Annotated in this window: 21 protein-coding genes, 1 other RNA gene and 1 pseudogene; 15 read left to right on the top strand and 8 right to left on the bottom strand. The window is 63.3% G+C overall.

Annotation, left to right across the window (positions count from 1 at the left end):
• Window positions 1-98 precede the first annotated feature (98 nt).
• Window positions 99-1,382 (top strand): MFS transporter, encoded by a 1,284-nt coding sequence (locus ABD256_RS36805; RefSeq protein ID WP_344429698.1) that lies wholly within the window; start codon window positions 99-101, stop codon window positions 1,380-1,382.
• Window positions 1,383-1,426: 44 nt separating this feature from the next.
• Here ABD256_RS36805 and ABD256_RS36800 read toward each other — a convergent pair whose 3' ends face one another.
• The gene (locus tag ABD256_RS36800; RefSeq protein ID WP_344429696.1) at window positions 1,427-1,723 is read right to left on the bottom strand and encodes a hypothetical protein; all 297 of its coding nucleotides are present in this window, start codon (window positions 1,721-1,723) and stop codon (window positions 1,427-1,429) included.
• A gap of 184 nt (window positions 1,724-1,907) precedes the next feature.
• On the opposite strand from ABD256_RS36800, the gene ABD256_RS36795 reads away from it, so the two are divergent.
• Both ABD256_RS36795 and ABD256_RS44545 read left to right on the top strand, forming a co-directional pair.
• Window positions 1,908-2,501, top strand: a complete 594-nt coding sequence (locus ABD256_RS36795; protein ID WP_344429694.1) for a hypothetical protein — start codon at window positions 1,908-1,910, stop codon at window positions 2,499-2,501.
• 69 nt (window positions 2,502-2,570) lie between these two features.
• Complete coding sequence (locus tag ABD256_RS44545; protein WP_425546583.1) at window positions 2,571-3,107, top strand: helix-turn-helix domain-containing protein; 537 nt, start codon at window positions 2,571-2,573, stop codon at window positions 3,105-3,107.
• A gap of 76 nt (window positions 3,108-3,183) precedes the next feature.
• On the opposite strand, the gene ABD256_RS36790 is transcribed toward ABD256_RS44545, so the two are convergent.
• The 3 genes from ABD256_RS36790 to ABD256_RS36780 form a co-directional block, all read right to left on the bottom strand.
• The gene (locus ABD256_RS36790; RefSeq protein ID WP_344429692.1) at window positions 3,184-3,600 is read right to left on the bottom strand and encodes an Imm1 family immunity protein; all 417 of its coding nucleotides are present in this window, start codon (window positions 3,598-3,600) and stop codon (window positions 3,184-3,186) included.
• A 1,652-nt stretch (window positions 3,601-5,252) separates the two neighbouring features.
• Window positions 5,253-5,513, bottom strand: a complete 261-nt coding sequence (locus tag ABD256_RS36785) for a hypothetical protein (RefSeq protein ID WP_344429690.1) — start codon at window positions 5,511-5,513, stop codon at window positions 5,253-5,255.
• Window positions 5,514-5,577: 64 nt separating this feature from the next.
• Complete coding sequence (locus ABD256_RS36780) at window positions 5,578-5,835, bottom strand: AMED_5909 family protein (protein ID WP_344429688.1); 258 nt, start codon at window positions 5,833-5,835, stop codon at window positions 5,578-5,580.
• Between the two features lie 422 nt (window positions 5,836-6,257).
• Here ABD256_RS36780 and ABD256_RS36775 point away from each other — a divergent pair, with 422 nt between their 5' ends.
• Entirely contained in the window at window positions 6,258-7,109 is an 852-nt protein-coding gene (locus ABD256_RS36775) for a helix-turn-helix domain-containing protein (RefSeq protein WP_344429686.1), read from the top strand.
• On the top strand, window positions 7,106-7,300 hold the full coding sequence (locus tag ABD256_RS36770) for a DUF397 domain-containing protein (protein ID WP_344429684.1): 195 nt from the start codon (window positions 7,106-7,108) through the stop codon (window positions 7,298-7,300). The genes ABD256_RS36775 and ABD256_RS36770 overlap by 4 nt, the downstream gene beginning before the upstream one ends.
• A gap of 92 nt (window positions 7,301-7,392) precedes the next feature.
• On the opposite strand, the gene ABD256_RS36765 is transcribed toward ABD256_RS36770, so the two are convergent.
• On the bottom strand, window positions 7,393-8,319 hold the full coding sequence (locus ABD256_RS36765; protein WP_344429682.1) for a hypothetical protein: 927 nt from the start codon (window positions 8,317-8,319) through the stop codon (window positions 7,393-7,395).
• 311 nt (window positions 8,320-8,630) lie between these two features.
• On the opposite strand from ABD256_RS36765, the gene ABD256_RS36760 reads away from it, so the two are divergent.
• The 6 genes and pseudogenes from ABD256_RS36760 to ABD256_RS44535 all read left to right on the top strand — a co-directional run.
• Window positions 8,631-8,912 carry a helix-turn-helix domain-containing protein gene (locus ABD256_RS36760; protein ID WP_344429680.1) on the top strand — a complete coding sequence of 94 codons (282 nt, stop codon included), beginning with the start codon at window positions 8,631-8,633 and terminating at the stop codon, window positions 8,910-8,912.
• Window positions 8,913-9,060: 148 nt separating this feature from the next.
• Window positions 9,061-10,395, top strand: coding sequence for an NsdA family TPR-like regulatory protein (locus tag ABD256_RS36755; RefSeq protein ID WP_344429678.1), 1,335 nt, complete (start codon window positions 9,061-9,063; stop codon window positions 10,393-10,395).
• A gap of 615 nt (window positions 10,396-11,010) precedes the next feature.
• Window positions 11,011-11,394, top strand: coding sequence for a GntR family transcriptional regulator (locus ABD256_RS44540; protein ID WP_425546582.1), 384 nt, complete (start codon window positions 11,011-11,013; stop codon window positions 11,392-11,394).
• Between the two features lie 883 nt (window positions 11,395-12,277).
• Window positions 12,278-14,146 carry a P-loop NTPase family protein gene (locus ABD256_RS36750; RefSeq protein WP_344429676.1) on the top strand — a complete coding sequence of 623 codons (1,869 nt, stop codon included), beginning with the start codon at window positions 12,278-12,280 and terminating at the stop codon, window positions 14,144-14,146.
• 189 nt (window positions 14,147-14,335) lie between these two features.
• Window positions 14,336-14,626 carry a helix-turn-helix domain-containing protein gene (locus ABD256_RS36745; RefSeq protein WP_344429674.1) on the top strand — a complete coding sequence of 97 codons (291 nt, stop codon included), beginning with the start codon at window positions 14,336-14,338 and terminating at the stop codon, window positions 14,624-14,626.
• Window positions 14,626-15,684: pseudogene (locus tag ABD256_RS44535) on the top strand (recombinase family protein); the annotation flags it as partial. The gene ABD256_RS36745 and the pseudogene ABD256_RS44535, both read left to right, overlap by 1 nt.
• A gap of 213 nt (window positions 15,685-15,897) precedes the next feature.
• Here ABD256_RS44535 and ABD256_RS36725 read toward each other — a convergent pair.
• From ABD256_RS36725 to ssrA, 3 genes are all read right to left on the bottom strand, one after another.
• A complete protein-coding gene (locus ABD256_RS36725; protein ID WP_344429667.1) occupies window positions 15,898-16,047 on the bottom strand; it encodes a hypothetical protein in 150 nt (49 codons plus the stop codon).
• Between the two features lie 39 nt (window positions 16,048-16,086).
• Window positions 16,087-16,353, bottom strand: coding sequence for a hypothetical protein (locus ABD256_RS36720; protein WP_344429666.1), 267 nt, complete (start codon window positions 16,351-16,353; stop codon window positions 16,087-16,089).
• A gap of 7 nt (window positions 16,354-16,360) precedes the next feature.
• Window positions 16,361-16,733: a transfer-messenger RNA gene (gene ssrA, locus ABD256_RS36715) on the bottom strand.
• A 192-nt stretch (window positions 16,734-16,925) separates the two neighbouring features.
• Between ssrA and ABD256_RS36710 the strand changes: the two genes are divergently transcribed.
• From ABD256_RS36710 to ABD256_RS36695, 4 genes are all read left to right on the top strand, one after another.
• Entirely contained in the window at window positions 16,926-17,585 is a 660-nt protein-coding gene (locus ABD256_RS36710; protein WP_344429664.1) for a sensor domain-containing protein, read from the top strand.
• Window positions 17,582-18,721, top strand: coding sequence for a sensor histidine kinase (locus ABD256_RS36705; protein ID WP_344429662.1), 1,140 nt, complete (start codon window positions 17,582-17,584; stop codon window positions 18,719-18,721). Before ABD256_RS36710 ends, ABD256_RS36705 begins: the two co-directional genes overlap by 4 nt.
• Window positions 18,722-18,773: 52 nt before the next feature.
• Complete coding sequence (locus tag ABD256_RS36700; protein WP_344429660.1) at window positions 18,774-19,418, top strand: response regulator transcription factor; 645 nt, start codon at window positions 18,774-18,776, stop codon at window positions 19,416-19,418.
• A gap of 93 nt (window positions 19,419-19,511) precedes the next feature.
• Window positions 19,512-19,730: a hypothetical protein gene (locus tag ABD256_RS36695; protein ID WP_344429658.1), complete on the top strand. Its 219-nt coding sequence runs from the start codon at window positions 19,512-19,514 to the stop codon at window positions 19,728-19,730.
• Window positions 19,731-19,812: the final 82 nt, after the last annotated feature.

Raw genomic sequence — 19,812 nt, 5'->3', positions numbered from 1 at the left:
GTCCGTAGTCATATCGCTGTCCCGAGTCCGGAGGTTCGACATGAGGTGCGTCGCCATCACCCACGCGACCCATCCCCTTGCGAACCTCAGGACCGCACATGGACTCTTCACCCGGCGTCGCCGATGACGCCAGGAAACGACTACTCCCCGATCTGACCCCGTGGCGGGAGTCCCCCGGCTTCCGCCGCCTCTGGTGGTCCGGCGGGATCAGCGGGCTCGGCTCCGTCTTCGCGCTCGTCGCGCTGCCCTTGCAGATCAAGGAACTCACCGGCTCACCGTTCGCGGTCGGCGCGATCGGGATCGCCGAGCTGGTGCCGACCGTCGTGTTCGCGCTCTACGGCGGTGCCCTCGCGGACGCCGTCGACCGGCGGAAGATGGCGCTGGGCACCGAACTCGCGCTCGGCGCGCTGTCGCTCCTGCTGCTGGGCAACTCGATGCTCGACCGGCCGATGCTGTGGCCGCTCTACGCGGTCGCCGCCTGCGTCGCCGCGTTGCAGGGGCTGCAACAGCCGTCGATGGAGGCGATGCTGCCGAGGCTGGTGCACCCCGACCAGCTGACCGCGGCGATCGCGCTCTCGTCGATGCGCATGACGGCGGCCGTCCTCATCGGGCCCGCCGCGGCGGGATTCGTCGTGGCGGGCGCGGGCATCCCGGTGTCCTACGTCATCGACGTGGCGAGCTTCGCGATTTCGGCGCTGTTCCTGGCCGGGATACCGCCGCTGCCACCCGCGGGTGACGTCGACAAGCCGTCGCTGCGCGGGATCGGTGAAGGCATCCGGTACGCGTTGCGCAGGCGCGAGCTGCTCGGCAGCTACTGCACCGACCTGGCGGCCACGCTGCTGGCGCTGCCGATCGCGCTCTACCCGTTCCTCGCCGACGAGCTGCACGCGCGCTGGGCGCTCGGGCTGCTCTACTCGGCGACCGGGGTCGGCGGGCTGATCGCGTCGGTCACCAGCGGCTGGGCCTCACGCGTGCACCACCACGGCAGGCTCGTGCTGCTGGGCTCGGTCGTGCTCGGCGCCTGCATGATCGGCGTCGGGTTCGCGCACCGGCTGTGGCTCGTGCTGCTGTTGCTGGTGATCGGCGGCATGGGCCACTTCGTCGGCGATCTGTTCCGCGGCACGCTGTGGAACCAGTCGGTGCCGGACCGCCTCCGCGGCAGGCTCGCCGGGATCGAGCTGCTGATCGGCGCGTCCGGCCCGCAGCTCGGTGACATCAGGGCGGGCTCGGTCGGCGCCGGGTTCGGCGTGCGCGTGTCGATCTGGACCGGCGGTGTGCTGTGCGTTGCCGTGGCGGGCACGCTCGCCGCGACGCTGCCGTCGTTGTGGCGCTACGACGCGCGGACGGACCCGCACGTCGCCGCCCGGCGCGCCGAGAGCTGACGGTCAGGCCCCGATGCTGCATCCGGCGGCATCGGGGCCTGGAGTCACTTGGGCTCCTTCAGCTTCGCGACCTCTTCGGCGAGCTTCTTCACCTGCTCGATGAGCTGGCCTATGGCCGTGTTGGTCTGGCTGGCGTTCAGGTCGATCCACTGCAGCAGTTCGGCGGCCGAGAAACTGTTCTCCGGCACCACCTTCGACTGGATCGGCTCGCTGAGCGGGATGAGATCGCGCAGCACGCGCCCACCGGACTTCCCGCGCTCGCGGAACGGCACGGACAGGTCCTCGCGGATGTCGTTGACGCCGGCGAACACCGCCGACTGCTGGTCGGGTGAAAGGGCCATCGGAGTTCCTCCACAGTGGACGCGGTACCTGCGTGCGGGCCGCCGGTGCCCACCCTGTCCGCTCATCGCCCGATCCGGTACGGCCACCGAGACGTCCATCCGGGCCGCTCGGACCGCCCGATCGGGCAGCGGTTCGCCCGAACCGCACCACTCAGGTCGTTCATGAGCGGTACGCTCCGCGCCGATGACTCAGCCACAGTGGAACGGCCCCGGGTGGCCGCCCCAGCAGCAGGGCCCCGCCGCCGGCCCGTCGAACCTGGTCTCGGTCGCCCCGTTCGCGGCGTTCGCGTGCGCCGCGGGCCTCGCGATCTCGGCGGCCGTCAAGATCGTCACCGACGCCGCGCTCGGCGCGCTGTTCGTCCTGCCCGCCGCCGTACTGCTGGTACTCGCGGGCATCCGCCTGCTCAAACGCGAAACCCCGGCTCTGAAACTGGCCGCCATCGCGGGCTCCGCGCACATCCTGCTGTACCTGCTGATGGTCGCACTGGGCGAACTGACCGACACGCGCTACTTCCGCCTCGGCCTGACCGGCCCGTGCATCACCCTCATGGGCCTGGCGGGCGCCGCCGCGATCCTTTACGTGGCCATCCCCCTGCAGAGTTCCGGCGCCCTGCGCGCACCCGCCCCGAAACAACCCCGGTTCCCGCCGCAGGGCTACCCGCAACAGCCCTATCCACAGGGCTATCCACAACAGGGCTATCCACAACAGGGCTATCCACAACAGGGCTATCCACAACAGGGCTACCCGCAGCAGGGCGGCTACCCACCCCAGCGCTGAGTCCGCAGATTCCCCCAAGGGCCCCTTCAGGGCGTCCACCCCGGAGCAAATCCGGCCCCAGAAAGCCGGATGACCTTCCACGCTTCCAAACCCAGCCTGACCACAACGCACTGTTTTCCCTGCCCACCCCGCCGAGCGAAGCAACGGCCCCACCCCAACGCTGGTCCAACCCCAACGCGACCACCAACCACGGCGACGAGCACGCGAGATGGGGGTCCGGGGGCAGCCCCCAGGCGGGGTGTGGGGGCCGCGCCCCCACAAAAGATGCCGACACAAGAACGGGGGCGAGCGCTCTCCGCGAGCACACGCCCCCATCTTGTGGACCTGCGGGGGTCTTACTTGAACCATCAGCCTGGGCTACTTGAGCAGCTAAAACACGTCGCCAACGTGACATCTCAGAGCGTACTGTCACAGCCATCGATACGGCAATCAAGTACCACCCGATCCCAGCGCCTCCGGGACCGGTTCACCCGCGAGGAACTAGACCACATGGTCACGCTCTACCAACACGGTGCCACGGCAAGCCAAATAGCCGACCAATTTGGACTCAGCACAAAAAGCGTGAAACGCCTGGCACATCAGCGCGGGGTTAGGAAGACTCGCTAGAGAACACCGACGTCACGGGGCGGGGCTCACCAACAGTGAACCCCGCCCCTTTTTTTGGTCGCCGGACACTGGGGTCTTAGAGTGCTTTCCATGAGATTGTGGTGGGTTTTTCCTTGGTGCGCACGAATTCGCGGAGAACAGTCTCGAATTTCTGGGGCGTGAGACCGCTTCCAGGGTAGAAGCTACCGCCGCTTGAGGTGAATAGCTCGGGAGATTCGGGGTCTCCCTCGGCCACAAAGTAAGTCCCAAGGCCGATTTGGATGTAGTGCACGTAAACGAGGGTGCGATCTTTATTGTACTGGAAGGTAAACCGCCGCTGACTATCCTCCGGGCCAGCAACAAGAAGAACTTCCTCGCCGTCGGTTTCCTGGGTAGTCGCGGCAACAAGTTGAGGAATATCGTTCTCGTCTTTGATCTCCATCTCATGACAAGTCACCTTGAGATCGTTATCAAATTCTTCCCACTCCGCAGTAATACTCATATCAACGCGCATCCTTCTTAGGGTAGGTAACTCGTTGGCCGTCCCGTTCGACAACGGTCAAAGTCTTTGGCGTGTCACGATACAATTCTTGTAGCAACTCATCACAGTAACGGCGGTTATTCAACCTCGGCGGAAATCGACCGCATACCGGCCGATCGATCACCATAACTTGGTGATCAGGCTGACCTGACAGTAAAGCGTTAACAGCGACTTTAACCTCTGCGTGGTGCGCTAGCGGGAGGAACTTTTCGTATCGAGGTCCCAAGCTTTGTAGGTGGTCGAGTGATTGTTGGTAGGCTTGCCGTTCCGGGGTTCCCTCCTTGCCTATGCCACTGCGTACGGGTTGGCCTTTGTTGCCTTCGTCCATGATCCATCCGCTTGTCGTCTCGCCTTTTTTACCTACCGGCAGCGATGTCCTCGCGGCTTCCACGGTGCCCTCAGACACGTCTTGCGGTAGCGGCGTCGCTGTTCTCGCCTGTTCGTAGTGTGGGTTGCTGGTGGGGAGCGCGGCGGTAGGCACGGGCGTGAAGTCGACTCTTCAACCGTTGATCAAAGCTTGGGTTTGTGCGGCGTGTTCGCTGACCCGCTGGGAGAGCTGTTGCAGCGCCCCGGCTGCTTGCTCTATCGCTGCGAGGGCCGCGCCCAGCTCCCCCTTGATACTGGCCACCGGTCCCGGCGGTGGCCAACACGGTTTGGATTTGCTCTAGCTGGTCTTTGGGGCCGCCGAGCCCTTGAAGCGCCTCGATCATGCCCTGAGCCTGCGTAAGTTGCTGGTAAAGTTGCTCGGCGGTGCTCATACGTCCTCCAGTGCGGCACAGTGCGATAGAGCTTGCGACCGGCAAGCGTAGCCGACCAACTACGCCACGAGGCGGGTTTAGGCACGCCGTTCGGCCTAGCCGATCAGTTCCACCGATCACCCCGCCCCACGTCATCAGGGTCAAGGCTGGGCCAGCGCCACCCGCGCGGCAACTCCGGCGAAGCGCTCTCACCAGGGCACGTGGGTGGCAACTCGTGCTCGTCTCGCGGACGGTGTGGGGTCACCGCGGATTCCTCGCCGTCCTCGCTGTTCAGACGATCAAGGAGATCAGCGACAGTGATTCGGCGGGCCGCAACGGTGCGGCGGTGGCGACGTCGGACACGGTAGTCGTAGACCAGCAGGAACAGGCCATAAGCTAGGGGCGGACTGAGTACTACCACGGCATAGAGGGCGAGTCGGTCCCACCGCATGGGCGCTCGCCGCCTTCCAGGAACGGGGGGTGGAAGCTAGCGGCACGGCAGGCGGGAGGTACGCAGGCCGCCGTGCCGCTAGCAGAGGCCCCACCTTCGAACCAGATAGGCACTCTGGTGGGGAGTCCGTGGACCGGGTACGGCTTGACGTATCAGCGCCACTGATCACCGGCGATTACCGTGGCTAGTCGTCTTCGTCGGGTCGGTGGCGGCGCGCGCGGGCGAGGACCTCTAGCGCTTCGTCTAAGACGTCCCAAGGCAAATTCCAATATGTGCCCATATCGCCTATCGCGCGGCCAGGGAACCTCAATTCAAGGACCTCCGGTGTTACACTTACCTCGGGTGCGAAATCATCGAACGTAAACGCCAGGTCACCATGCACACCGCTCACAAGCTTCCCACTTTCCTTACATAGCTGAAAAACAGCTAAAGCGGCTCTACTCCGGTTGGATATCGTCTTTCTGTGCGATGCGTTCAGATATCCTCGCCGACACGCGAAAATTTAGAATTGCTTCAGCCAGAGTGAGCTGGCACCGCATGGCGGTTTCGTCTGCCATATGCAAGTGAATTCTGTCCTTTTGGCCTTCCAGGTAAAAATCGATGCCAACAACTTCACCGTCTTGCTTGTCGATCCGATACAGAACTTTGGTTCCCCGGTCCAGCCAGTACGAAGAGAACACTTTCGGCCCTTTACCCATTCTTTTTATTTCCTTAGACTTAGGACGACTTTCGATCCAACGGAGGCAGTGACTACTCGCTGACTTAAGGACCGTCCAATTCTTGAGCGCCGCGTAGTAAGGCTTCTATGACTTCGCCTTCCTCCTTGGCTTTTTGGGCGTGGGTCAGCGCTTTACGTTTTTCTTCTTGCGCGAGTCGCGCGACACGTCGATACGTAGTGACGCTGAGTTGGCAGTACTCCAGCATCCTGGCGAGATCCGCATTTCGACCCGGTCGCCGCTGGTCAAGCATGACTTTGGCTTCCTTAAGCGTGTGTGGGTATTTCTTCTCGAAAGCTGCCACCGGGCTACTCGCTACTCGGTCGTGTAACTCGAAACGGAATTCCAGAGGATCGAAATCTAATAATTGCCTCCGCCATGGTGAGCTGGAAGAGGGTAGCCGCGTCACGACCCATCCGTATGCGGAATTGGTCTCGGTTGCCGTCTACGTATAGCTCTATCGCGCCCGTACCGCGAGGGTCGAGGCGGTAGGTAATTTCGGCTCTGTCATCGATCCAAAACCAGGGCGGACCGGTATAACTTTCATTCATACGAAACCCCGAATCTTTCCTTGTCGGTGGCCCGAGCACTTCAACTTCCAGGGAATAAGGTCAATATTAGAGCTGATATCAGCCATATCAATGGACCGATTTGGTGAAAGTTTTCCGGTGCATCTGCTGCGGTAAAGTTTCACTCGATGCGGTCAGCAAAAGGAATGGAGACCACGTGGTTAGTTCGGGACCGCTACGACGTTTCGGCGCAGAACTGAAGAAATTTAGGGCGGCTGCTGGTCATACTCAGACAACGCTAAGCGAGGTTCTAGGAAAGAGTCAATCGACGATTAACGCTTGGGAGCGGGGCCGTACACGACCAAGCGTCGAGGATATCGAAGCCATCGCGAACGAGCTTGAGCTATCGCCCATGGAAGACGCAAAGTTAAAGAGACTTATACGAGAAAGTGCAAATCCTACAAGCTCATGGGCTCGCTACAACCTCAGCGAGTCCGTGCGCGCGTTCGTCGCACTCGAACAGGAAGCATCAGAAGTTAAGACATATCAACAAATGTTCATACCGGTCCTATTGCAAGACGAAGCCTATATTCGAGCCTTGCATCTGGACTCACTGCCGCGATCAGAGGTTGAGCTCCGAGTTAAGGCGCGAATCCGACGCCAACAACAGGTATTCAACCAACGAAGCATCGAGATTCATGCCGTTATCGCAGAATCTGTATTAGAGCACGAGATTGGCGGGGCAAGCGTGTTCGCTAAACAACTCGAAAAGCTAGCGACACTCGTCCAACACAACACGATCACTCTACAAGTACTCCCTAAGGCACAAAGTACACATCCGGCAGCCGTGGGCGCATTCTCCATAATGTTCTTTGGCCACAATGAACTAGATCCACCTGTTGCCTTTTGCGAAACCGCACTAGGCGGACAGGTCGCCACCAATGAACGCGACCTTGAGTTTCTTTCTGCCCGGTTTCTTAACATCAGCGATATCGCACTATCGCCAGAAAAAACCTTACATGTCCTCGAAAAGGCACTTCGTAAATACCACAGAAAGGATAAATCATGAATACCCGTGACGACTCACCGCAATGGCGAAAATCGAGCAGAAGCGCACCGGAACAAGACTGCGTGGAAGTAGCAGCCACCGGTGAGAAATTTTTTGTCCGTGACACGAAAGACCGCGCAGGGGGAACACTATCGTTGACGCCTGGGGCATGGCATGCCTTTATTGACACTATCCAACGAGGTGCACTCTAACCTCCGCACGTACAAACCTTTCTCTAAAAGCATAAGAGCGGGAGACCGTCGGAGGGTCGCCCGCTTTTCGTCTTATATAAGGCATTTGTGCGTTAGTTGAGCGTCCAGGTGATAACGGTGCCAGAGGTGGGCATTATCCAGCCGTCTACCGCGACGGATGCGGGTCCGGGGTGCGCCGCGGTGCTGGTAGTGGCACGCGGTTCGGTTTCACTGGCGAAAAATGGTGAGAGGCTAAGCCGGTTGATGTTGGTATCGAAGTGGGACACTTCGATGGTGTAGCCACAGGTAGGGACATCGACGGTGAAGCTAACCCAATGTGCCTGCTGGGGTATCAGCACGCGGTAGGTGTAGGTTTCAACGAATGTGTCCCCTGCGGGGATCGAAGCACCCTGCGGTATGACCGTGTAGGTTTGCTCATCCCCGTCGACGGTGCGCGTAATCTCGTACGAGATTCCGTTAACGCGATAGTCCACCAAAGCATAGGTTTCGGGATCATGCGCGGCGAGCCCGTGCGCGGGGTTGACGATCCAATAATCGGTGATGCCGTGCTGCCGGTAGTGGTCCTGGTTGTATCGCTGGGGAGAGCAGAGAAAAGAACGAGCCCCTAGGGGCTCGTTAGTACGATGGGAACATCGTACTAACGCAAAAAGTTTACCATCCGTGCCTTGGTTGGCCGCGGAGAGGGTTACGTTTATTCGTGTGTCGTAACGGTAAAACGGTGCACGGGTCATCCGTTCGACCAGTGTCCGAAAAGGACCGTAGAAGACCGAGCCGAGTGCGTTTTTGAAGAGTTCAATCATGCGAACGTTCGCGATGGTGCGTGCCGCGAAATCTCCCAGCAGGCTCACTCCGCCTATACCGATAAGGTTGTCTGCTATCGCGTCGAGCACTCTGCCCGCGTCGAGGTAGAGCAGCCCCACGCCGAGACCGATGAGCACTAGGCCAATAATGATCAGTCGTGCGCGATGCAGGTAAAACAGCAACGACGCTCTATCTATGTTCTTTTTGCGCGCGCTCACAAAGAGAAACAATAACGCCGTTTCCCCTACCGATAGGGGTAGGGTCATAAGAGAAGGCCCCCCGGCGATACTAGCGCTGGGGGGCCTTCTTGTCGTAACCGTGCTTATTTGCGATCCGGGTCCGTGCTGGTGTGGGTGTTGCCTTGCGTGCCGCCACCTTCGCCACCGGGCATCACAGTTCGTCTCCTTTCGCGTCCCCCGCCCCTACCGGGTGCGGTGGGACGCACAGTACAGCTTATGAGCTGTAGGCCGTCAAGCTGCGAGCTAGGTGTCTCTGGTCTGTGATCACCTGAGCCGATCAGCTTCAAGCTGTGGCAGATCCAATTTTCGAGGCGGCGCGCATCCTGGGGCAGCGGATCAAGGCGAGGAGGGCGGAGCTGGGGATTTCGCAGGAAAATTTAGACGCCCGGTCGGGTGTGCATTGGTCGTACCTGGGCCAGGTCGAACGCGGCCTACGAAATCCCAGCCTGCGTAATCTGCTGCGGATCGCCAGCGGCCTGGAGATCGACCCCGGCAAGCTCGTCGAAGGTCTGCCCGCGCCACCAGAGCCGGACGAGGCAGACGGTGCGGCGCGGCGTCCGCGTCGGGATTGATCGGTCGGGCCGATCGGCTCGACCGATCAGTGTGCGGCGCTGTGCTATGCGCTGCGTCGGTGTGCGGCTACGGTGGGTGCACTGGTTTTGGTGCTTATAAGCCGCATGAGGGGGTACCCGCGTGAATACGGCAGGGTCCGGGGATCGGGTGATCGAGGCGGCGGTATGGGATGCGCCGGTGATGAGGGATGCGCTGCGGCAACGCGACATTCGGGCCGTGTTCGTGCTGCTGCGGCGGCACGGGATTTCTCAGCGCCGGATTGCCGCTCTCACAGGGCAGAGTCAATCCGAGGTCTCTGACATCGCCAAGGGCCGTCAGGTGATGGCCTACGACGTCCTGGCGCGTATCGCGGATGGGTTGGGGTGCCCGCGTGGGTTGATGGGCTTGGCCTATTCCCCGGACACTGAGGTAAGCGCGGCCTTGACCGCTGGCCCCGTGGCCGCGCGGGAGGTAGACACCATGCCGGACCGCCGCGAATTTTTGGGTGTGGCCGCCAAGGCCGCCGTAGGTGCCGCGCTCAGCGTCGGCGACTTGGCGTTACTGGCGACCCCCGCGCACGCCACCCCCACCCCGGCGCGGGTGGGCGCTTCGGAGGTGGAGTCGCTGCGCGCCTTGACCAGAGCGTTGTGGGTGCAGGAGAAGCAGCGCGGCGGCGGCGTGGTCCGTGACGCGGTGATTGCCCAGTTGGGCTGGGCGCGACAACTGTTGCAGGCCACCCACACCGATCAGATCGGCCAGCAACTCTACGCGGCACTCGCGGACTTGCTCAGCTTGGCGGGCTGGGCCTCCCACGACGTAGGGCTCTCGGGGGCGGCGCTGCGGTATCTGGGGCAATCCATGGCCGCCGCCAGCGAGATCAACGACCCGCTGCGCACCACGCTGGCCTTGGAGCAAGTAGCGCGGGTGTATCTGCGGCAAGACCAACCCTGCGAGGCGGTCAAAGTCGCGCAGCTCGCCCAGGTGGCCGCCGCCCGCACCGACATCGGGCAAGCTCACGCCCTGGTGGCGTCCACCGCCGCCCGCGCGCACGCCGAGCAAGGCCACCTACTCGCCGCGTTGGGCGCTCTGAACAGCGCAAATGCTGCGCTCGAATCCGCCGGCGGGGTGCTACCCGAGCCCCGCGGATTCGACGCCGCCGCGTTGGCCAGCGAAACCGGCCGGGTACTGTCCATCGCCGCTCGCCACGACCGCACCCACGCCGTACGCGCGGTGGACACCCTCACCACCTACACCGCGACCACCGACCCGTTGCGAGTGAAACGACGTGCGATCTCAACCGCACAGCTCGCGGCGGTGCACTTCCGCGCGGGCAATCCAGACGAGGCCGTGACCGCCGCCCGCGTCGCGTTGGACCTGGCCGCCTCCATCCGCTCCCAACGCCTTGGCAACTACCTCAACGAGGTGCGTCTCGAAGCACTGCGCCACCCCCGCCACGCGGACGCCGCCGAGCTGGCGCACGCCGTCACCACCTACCGCGCCTAGTTACCCCACGCGCCCGGTAGGTCGCTCGTTCAGGGCATAAACATGCCTGGTGACAGGCGTTCACGGGCGCTCTCTCGCTGCGGTGAGTACAAGTAACGTGCAGATTTTCAGCTTGCCATCATCACCGCTAAGCAGTCTGGGCGGTTTCCCCCTATTCTGGCGGTTTTCGTGCACCATTGATGACAGAGCGCGACAACGACGGCGGAAGGAGGCGACCCGGCACCATGACACGCACGCAACAACCTTGCGGCCCCTTAGCTCGGGTCCGCCAGCCGATCATGGCCTCCCGGCGATAACCCCGTTGCGTAGCCATCCGAGCACGCCGCGTTAACCCACAGGGTGGAAAGAACACCGCTGCGGGAGCCCACGCCAACGCGAGCAAGTCTCATATCTATAAGCGGCGCTTCCGGTCCCGCGATCCGACGCCCCTATCCGTGTTGAGCGAAGGCGGTCCTGCCATGAATTCTCTGCCCTCCGTAGAAGAGCTGTTGTTGTTGGTCCGTCGAGCACGAGACCGTATCGACGAAGTCCAATTTAAACTGTCCACAATGGATGCTCTTGCTGAGCGGCTAGAGCGCGAGCTAAACCACCGTAGGGATAGTCCCGGCGGGCGCGGTGGATAGTGACCCTAGGCTAGAGCAGCTTTTTGGAGGAGTTCCGCTCTATGCGCGTATCGCATTGGATCTCCGTGCCATGATTACTCAGGGCTTGCTGACTGTGGGCGCGGCGCTCCCATCGTATGCCAGTCTCGCGAAGCGGTATCATTGTTCACTTGCCACCGCGCAAAAAGCCGTTTCTGTACTCCAGGTGGAAGGCTACGTCGCTTCCGCGTCCGGGCGCGGAACGTTCGTCGTATCCGCCCACCCCGAAAACGACGACCTTGCCCGCCCGCTCCGCGAACTCCACGCACACCTGGACGCGCTCGACCTCTACGCCCACAAAGCCCAAAGCCTCCTCGACACCTGTTTTTCCCGTTATATAAGGAAAAACACCGCATAACCCACCACTTGCAGCGTACCCTGTCCGCACGCCCAAACAGGTGACAAACAGGGAGCATAGTATGGAACTACAGCACTGTAGATCTTTGCGCGAACACCACGAAGCGCCCCACTGATCGGCCCTAGCCGCGTCAAGTCGTCGCACGGTCCACTAGAGACAGACAACCAACTCCGGTTTGTCCCATAGTGGAAGGAAGTCCTGTCATGGCATCGACTCTACGCGCTGAGGTATGTGCCGCGATACGAGAATTGTTGACCGAGGTCCCCCCGGTGGGGGCGAGTGCGAGGCAGCGCGCTAACTACTTTCTGTTGAAGGCGGAAGTGTTCGACTTGATCGGGTCGGTGTCGGACCCGTGTCACGTTGCCCAGGTTCGGGAGTCGGCCAGCACCGCCCGGTATGAGGCGCGCAAGCTCGCTCTGGAACTGGGCGAGGGTGGTTGGTGATGGCGCGGAAGCCGCGCCGTATCCGCGTGTACGGGCCACCGCGCCCAGACTTTGACGTGTACCGGCTTGCGGAGATCGCGTGGATGCTCGCTCAGCATCTCGCCGCGAAAGCCCGCGACAACGACAACCGCACGCGCCGCATACGGTAGCCGCCCCCCGCCGCTGCCTTCTCTCCCTCTCTCTCGGCTGGCCCGAGCCGCCGCTTCAAAACCCCTTGATTTTTCTTACTGTGAAAGGTTGTTGTGATGAATGACGCCCCCCAACATGAGGAGCCGCCCGTACCCGTGGACGCAACCGCGGAGCCCGCTGTGTCGTTTGTGGACAGTGTGCGGAAGCGGCGGCGGTTGCCTATCGTGCCGTCGTGGCTGCGGTCCTGGTCCGCGTTACGTTCGTTTTTTCTTACTGTGTCCGGTTTTTGCGCCCACACGATGCTTTTTCACATGGTGCGTTCTCCGCTGTACGCGGCGCGCATCCTGTGGCGTGTTCCGGCTGGGCTGCGGCGGGCGGTCCGGTCGGTGACGCGGTGGGCCGCTGATTGGGAAGCGCACCCGCTGCGGGCCGCGAGCGTACGCGGCGAAGACACCGAGCGGTACATGAAGCTAGCCAAGCAGCGCGATAAGCGCGTCCGGGTACGGCTGATGCTGCTTACCGTGTGGTCAGTGTCCACCGTGCTCACCGCGTTCGCCGTAGCGGGCATCGAGCAGCCTTGGTTGCAGGGGCTCGCGGTGGTCGCGGTGCTGGTCTGCTTGGGCATCTACGGCACCCCGAAAGATCAACCGCTGGTCGGTCGCGCCGTCGTGGCCGCCCGCTATGTCAAGCTCACCAGTGACACCGTGGCGACCGCGCTGGCGTCGATCAGCTTGGGCGGTATCAAAGACGGTTCCGCGATTGGGTTTCCCTCCCCCATCACCCGCGACGGCCCCGGATGGCGGGCGGATATTGATCTTCCGCCGGGGGTGACCGCCGCCGAGGTTATGGAGCGCCGTACCAAGCTGGCCGCCGCGCTCTCGCGCCCGTTGGGGTGTGTGTGGCCGGAAACCGCTCCCGATATCCATCCCGGAAGGCTCATTCTTTGGGTGGCTGATCAAGATATGAGCGCCACCAGGCCACCCGCGTGGCCTTTGGCGAAAACCGGTACCGGCGATCTGTTCGCCGCGATGCCCATCGGCACCGACCCGCGCGGGCGGTGGATCACCGCAACGTTGATGTTTACCTCCGTCGTGATCGGTGCCCTACCTCGCATGGGGAAAACCTTTAGCCTCCGCCTACTGTTGTTGATCGCCGCGCTAGATGCCCGCGCCGAACTCTATGTCTTCGATCTCAAAGGCACTGGCGATCTCGCAGCCTTGGAGCGGGTTGCCCACCGGTACCGCGCTGGGGATGATGAGGACGACCTTCTCTACATTCTCGCCGCGCTGCGGGAGCTGGCCACCGAGATTCGCCGCCGCGCGAAAACCATCCGTACGCTACCCAAAGATTTGTGCCCGGAAAACAAGATCACGCCACACTTGGCCAACACCAAAGACCTCGGACTGCATCCGATCGTGCTCGGTATCGACGAATGCCAAAAGCTTTTCGAGCATCCCGAGCAAGGTAAAGAGCTGGAAGCCCTCTGCGAAGACCTCGTACGCCGTGGACCGGCCGTAGGAATCATTACCGTGCTGGCCACTCAGCGACCCGACGCGAAAAGCCTCCCCACGACCATTAGCGCCAATGCGGTGCTGCGGTTGTGCCTGAAAGTGATGGGGCAGACCGAAAACGACATGGTGTTGGGTACCAGCGCCTACCGCAACGGCCTACGCGCTACCACTTTCTCCTTCCGGGATAAGGGAATTGGGTATCTGGTCGGTGCGACCGATGAGCCCGCGATTCTGCGCACTAGCTACCTCGACGGCCCCGCCGCCGATGCTGTCGCCATTCGTGCCCGCGCGCTCCGCGAAGCGCGCGGTGGTCTCACCGGCTACGCGGCGAACGACGACCCCACCACCGACACCGACAGCCGTCGGGAGTCGTCCACTCTGCTCACGGATCTGTGCGCGGTGTTCCATCCCAGCGAGCTCAAAGTATGGTCGGAAACCCTCGTAGACCGCCTCGGCGACTTGCGACCGGACAAGTATCGGGCTTGGGCAAACCTCGATACCGGCGCGGCCAAGGCAGCGCAGCTCGCCGCCGCGCTACGCCCCTACGGCGTGAGCACCGCCCAGGTATGGGGAACCGACCACGCCACCGGCAAGCAAGCCAACCGGCGCGGCGTCACCTACACCGACGCGACCGCCGCCCGCGACCGCCTCAACCACGGACACCACTAGCGGCCCACTCTGCTAGACCTAGCAGACGCGCTAGCGGCCAAAACGCGCCGCGACCAGGCATCTAGCCGCTAGCGTGTCCATCCTCGCCGGGGCACCAACCCCCCGATACCGTGCGAAGTGCGACCCACCGCGCCCGCGTGTTGCCAGTTGGCAACGCATCGGTAACACTGGACTCATGCGAGGAAAACCATGCCCGATCAACCACTCTCGTTCGCTGCCTACCTCACCCGCGTCAGGATCGAACGCGGCTACTCAATCCGACAGTTGGCCGCGCGCGCCGACCTGTCGCCCTCGACCGTGAAACGGATCGAAGACGGCTACTTCCGCTTACCCACGCCCGATGGCCTGTTGGCCCTGGTCGATGCGCTCGACCTCGACATCGTGACCGCCATCGGACTCCTCGACCCCTACCAGCGGCTCTGTGACCGTTTCACCGACGCCCAACACCAGCCCACAAACCCTACTCCGAAAGAGGAATAATGGAATCCCACGAACTTCTTAACGCACTCGACCTACTCGCAAGACTGTCCAAGAACCCTCTTAAGAAACGCGCCCCACTCGATCCTGATACGCTCAAGCTCGGGGTGGAATATTTGCGCGTGTCCAGCAAAAAGCAGCTCAAAGGACGCGGCGCAGAGGGGAACAGCATCCCCACCCAACGCAAGACCAACAGCCAGTGCGCCGAGAAACACGGCATTAAGCTGGTGAAATCCTTCACCGAACCTGGCCAGTCCGGCCTCACCATCCAAGACCGGCCCGAATTTCAAGAACTCATCAAATGGCTGATCGCGCATCCCGAAGTGAAATACGTGATCGTCTACACGATGAGTCGAGCAATGCGGAACGTCCCGGAAGAATCCGTCATCAAACTGATCTTGGGCGAGATCGGTGTCACGGTGATCTCATCTACCGAGGAACTTGGAGACGAAACCAAACCCACCGGTCGCCTCCTACACGGCGTCATGTCGCTGCTCAACCAGTTCTACTCCGAAGCCAGCGGCGAAGACATCCGCACCAAAATGGCCTACAAAGCCAAAACCGGGGGCACCCTCGGTATCGCCAAACTCGGCTACCTCAACCACGCCGCCACCGCCGAAGACGGCCACAAGTTCAACACCATCATTACCGACCCCGACCGCGCCGACCACATCCGAGAAGCCTTCGAACTCTACGCCACCGGTCGCTACACCGAAGAAGACATTCGCGGCATCCTCACCGAACGCGGACTTACCACCCGTCCCACCACGAAACGTCCCGCGAAACCCGTGTCCCTCAACAAAATCAGCTTGCTACTACGCGACCGCTACTACTGCGGCTACGTCACCTTCGACGGACTCGAATACAAAGGACTCCACGAACCCCTCATCGACGAAGAACTCTTCGACCGAGTGCAAGAAGTCCGCGCCACCCGCTACACCAACAACAGCCGCCGCCGCGTCTACCACCACCCCCTCAAAGGCGAACTCGCCTGCCACCGCTGCGGCGGCCACCTCATCCTCACCCAAGCCAACGGCAACGGCGGCGGCTACCTCTACTACTTTTGCACCAACCGCGCCCGCGCCAAGACCCTCTGTACTCTGCCCTACCTCCGCGTAGACGGCCCCCACGGCATCGACAAAGCCGTTATCACCCACCTAGGCGCCGTCGCCATACCAGACGACCTACGCCCCACCATCGCTCAACGCCTGAACGAAATCGCCACCACCCGAACGCCCAAGACTGAGGACACCCGGGCCACACTCACCACAAAACTAGCCCAGCTCGACCAAGAAGAAGACCGCCTCTTCCAAACCATGGGAGATCCAGACTTCGACCAAGACAAAGCCAAAGCCAACATGCGGCGCGTCCGCATCGAGCAAGCCGCCACCACACGCAAACTCGCCCAACTCGACACCGACCAACTAGACGAAGAAACCACCCGCGAGGTCTTCACCACCGCGCTAGACCTCCTCACCCACCCTGCCCAAGCCTACGAACACGGCACCGACAACACCCGCGCCCTCATCATCAGCACCATCTACACCAAGCTCTACATAGACCAAGACGACAACGACACCACCACCGTCAGCAACACCGACGAAACAGAACCCTTCGACACCATCCGCGCCGTAACCAACACCCACACCACCAACAAAATCCCACGTCAACACACCAAAAAGGGCGCCACCCAAGCGGATGACGCCCTTAGGGTCAGCGGTTCGAGCCACTACCCTAGTGTGGAGGTGCCGGGAATCGAACCCGGGTCCTCTGGCGCCTCATCAAGGCTTCTCCGTGCGCAGTCCGCTGTGTCTCTACTCGACCCCGTCGGTCACACGAACAAGCCGACGTGACGGGCCCAGCCACTGTGAGTTTCCCTGCCGTGCCCCGTGGCCGGGAACGGTGGTGAGCCTTCTAGCTGATGCCGGCGACCGGGTCGAAGGCGAACCCGGGCCGACAGACTCGCTCTGCTACTTAGGCAGCAAGAGCGAAGTCGCGCTGGCTATTGGCCTTGGCGCTTATTGGTTTGCGATGACGCTTGCGGTGGTCTCTCGCCTGCACCGGCACGCTTCCCTTGAGTCAACGTCCAAAGTCGAAACCGTTCACCCCCTGGGTGGTTGTCTGCAACCTGTACATCATAACGCGCCGGGCAAGCCGGTTATTTCGCCGGGCCGACCACCCTGACCAGCGCCGGAGGTGGGGTTGTCCCTACCCGCCGGATACCCGTGCGCACCATGGTTCCACCAGCCCGGCGAGCCGAAACTGGATACCAGCTCACCGGAGATGGAGAAGGGACCCAGCCATGACGTCGACTTCCGCGGTCGCGGCCAGCCGCCGCACCACCCCCTCGCTGGGTGGGTCGATGGCCTACCTGCTGCTGAACTTCCCGCTGGGGATCGCCTCGTTCGTGTTCGTGGTGACGTTGACGTCGACGGGCCTGGCGACCTCGATCGTGTGGATCGGCCTGCCGATCCTCGCGCTGATGGTGCTGACGGTCCGCGGCTGGGGCCGTGTCGAGCGGGCGCGCATCTACGCGATGCTCGACGTGGCGATCCCGGCGCCCTACCGCCCGCTGCCCTTCGGCGCGGTGCGTGAGCGCTGGAAGGCGCGGCTCGGTGACGGGACGACGTGGCGCGACCTGGCGTACTTCTTCCTGCTGTTCCCGCTCGGCGTCTTCGAGTTCGTGCTCGTGGTGGCGTTCTGGGCGACCAGCCTGGCGCTGGTCGGGCTGCCGGTCTACTACCGCTACCTGCCGGATGGCGCCTACTTCTTCCCCGCGTACAACGTACGGTGGCTCACGGTGGACTCGACGCTGTCCGCGCTGCCCTGGGCGGCGCTGGGCGTGGTCTGCGTCGCACTGTCGATCGCTCTCACGAAGGGACTGGCCGGGATGCATGTCCGGTTCGCGAAGTCGCTGCTCGGCCCGACCTCGGCCACCCGGCAGTACGCGGTGACGGGATGACCGGCGAGCAGTCGGCCGCGCCGCCGGTGGTGGTGCCGCGGCCGGGTTCGATCAGGACGATCACCTTCATGGTGACCGGCCTGGTCTGGCGGATCCTGCAGTTCGTGCTGTGCGTGGTCGGTATCGCCGTCGGCATGGCCACCGTGGTGGTGTGGATCGGGATCCCGATCCTGATCGGCACCACGAGCATGGTCCGCGGCTTCGGCGCGGCCGACCGCCGGTGGGCGCGGAAGATGCTCGGGACACCGCTGGAAGACCCGGAAGAGATCCGGATCGAAAGTTCGCTGCTGCGCCGCTGGCAGTTCCAGCTGACCGATCCGCGCACCTGGCGCGACCTCGCCTACATCGTGGCGACGCTGCCGCTGGCGTGCGTCGAATTCGCGGTCGGCGTGGCTTCGATCGTGGTGGTGCCGATGGCGCTCTGGGTCGCACCGTGGCTCGGCTGGGCGCATTCGCAGCTCGCGATGAGCCTGCTCGGCCCGAACCGGACGAAGCGGCTGGAGGTCAAGGCGCAGCACCTGCAGGCCTCGCGGGCCCGTGGCGTGGACGCCGCCGAAGCCGAGCGCAGGCGCATCGAACGCGATCTGCACGACGGCGCGCAGCAGCGCCTGGTGGCGGTGGCGATGAGCCTGGGGCGGGCGAAGTCGAAGTTCGCGAACGACCCGGACGCCGTGCGGGAGCTGATCGACGAGGCGCACACCGACGCGAAGCTCGCGGTTTCGGAGCTGCGCGACCTGGCACGGGGCATCTACCCGGCGGTACTGGGCGACCGCGGCCTCGACGCGGCGCTCTCCGCGCAGGCGGCGAAGTCGCCGATCCACGTGGACGTGCAGGTCGACGTGGAGCCGAGGCCGCCGGCGGCGGTCGAGACGACGGCGTACTTCATCGTCGGGGAGACGCTGACGAACATCGCGAAGCACTCCGGCGCCACCGAGGCCGGCGTCAAGGTCTGGCGCACCGAGGACATGGTCGTCGTCGAAATCACCGACAACGGGCGCGGTGGAGCCGAGGTCCGCCCTGGTGGCGGACTCGCGGGGCTCGCGGACCGCGCCGCGACGATCGACGGCGTGATCACGGTGGTGAGCCCGCCGGGCGGGCCGACGGTGATCCGGGCGGACCTGCCGTGCCAGTGGTGACCTCTTCGTGAGTGAATAGGGGGCACACTCACGAAGACACCGGGGGTCTGGGATGCGGGTAGTCATCGCGGAGGACGCCGTCCTGCTGCGGGCGGGGGTGATCCGGCTGCTCGCGGACGAGGGCATCGAAACCGCGGCCGCCGTCGACAACGGGGACGACCTACTCGGCGCCGTCAAGGAACACCGCCCCGACCTGGCGATCGTCGACGTGCGGATGCCGCCGACGTTCACCGACGAGGGCCTGCGGGCCGCGCTGGGAGCGCGCGAAGCCATACCGGGGCTGCCGGTGCTCGTCCTGTCGCAGTACGTCGAGGAGAGCTACGCGGTGGAGCTGTTGTCCGCGGGCGCGGGCGGGGTCGGCTACCTGCTGAAGGAGCGGGTCGCCGACGTGGCGGACTTCCTGGACGCGGTGCGCAGGGTCGCCGGTGGCGGTACCGCGATCGACCCCGACGTGATCGCGCAGCTGATGGCGCGCGGCCGCAAGAACCCGCTCGACGCGCTGACCGCGCGCGAGACCGAGGTGCTCGGCCTGATGGCGCAGGGCCTGTCGAACACCGCGATCGCGAACACGCTCGTCGTCTCGCACGGCGCCGTGGAAAAGCACATCGGCAACATCTTCTCGAAGCTGGGCCTCGAAGCCAGTGCCGTGGAGCACCGCCGGGTCCGCGCCGTGCTCACCTACCTGGAGCGTTCCTGATCGCTCACCGTCACCCGATTTGACGGCAGCACACCGTCGAAAGCTCCCCTACCATGGGCGGACGTATCCGCCGATCGGAAAAGAGGGGTGCTGATGACCGAGGCGATCGTGCGCTTCTTCGGCGGCCCCCTCGACGGCAGGGTCCAGGACCTCGGTGCGGCCGAGCCGGTGCGCGGCACCGTGATGCGCCACGTCCACCTGCACGACGGCCCGAAGATCGAGACGCACTACGAGCTGGGCTACAGCGCGGAAGCGGGCTGGGAGTACCGCCTGTGCTCGGTGCCGGAGCACGACGACGTGCCGAAGTCCTGACTCGGGGTAGGGCGAACTCCACCTCGCGACGGGGAGAAACCCGAACCCCGAGACACCGGTCAGCACGGCTGTGGCAGAACCC

Origin of the sequence: Amycolatopsis minnesotensis, from assembly GCF_039529815.1 — a bacterium.
Taxonomy (GTDB): Bacteria; Actinomycetota; Actinomycetes; order Mycobacteriales; family Pseudonocardiaceae; genus Amycolatopsis; species Amycolatopsis minnesotensis.
The sequence above is the reverse complement of the archived record's forward strand: the minus strand, read 5'-3'. Positions and strand labels throughout refer to the sequence as shown.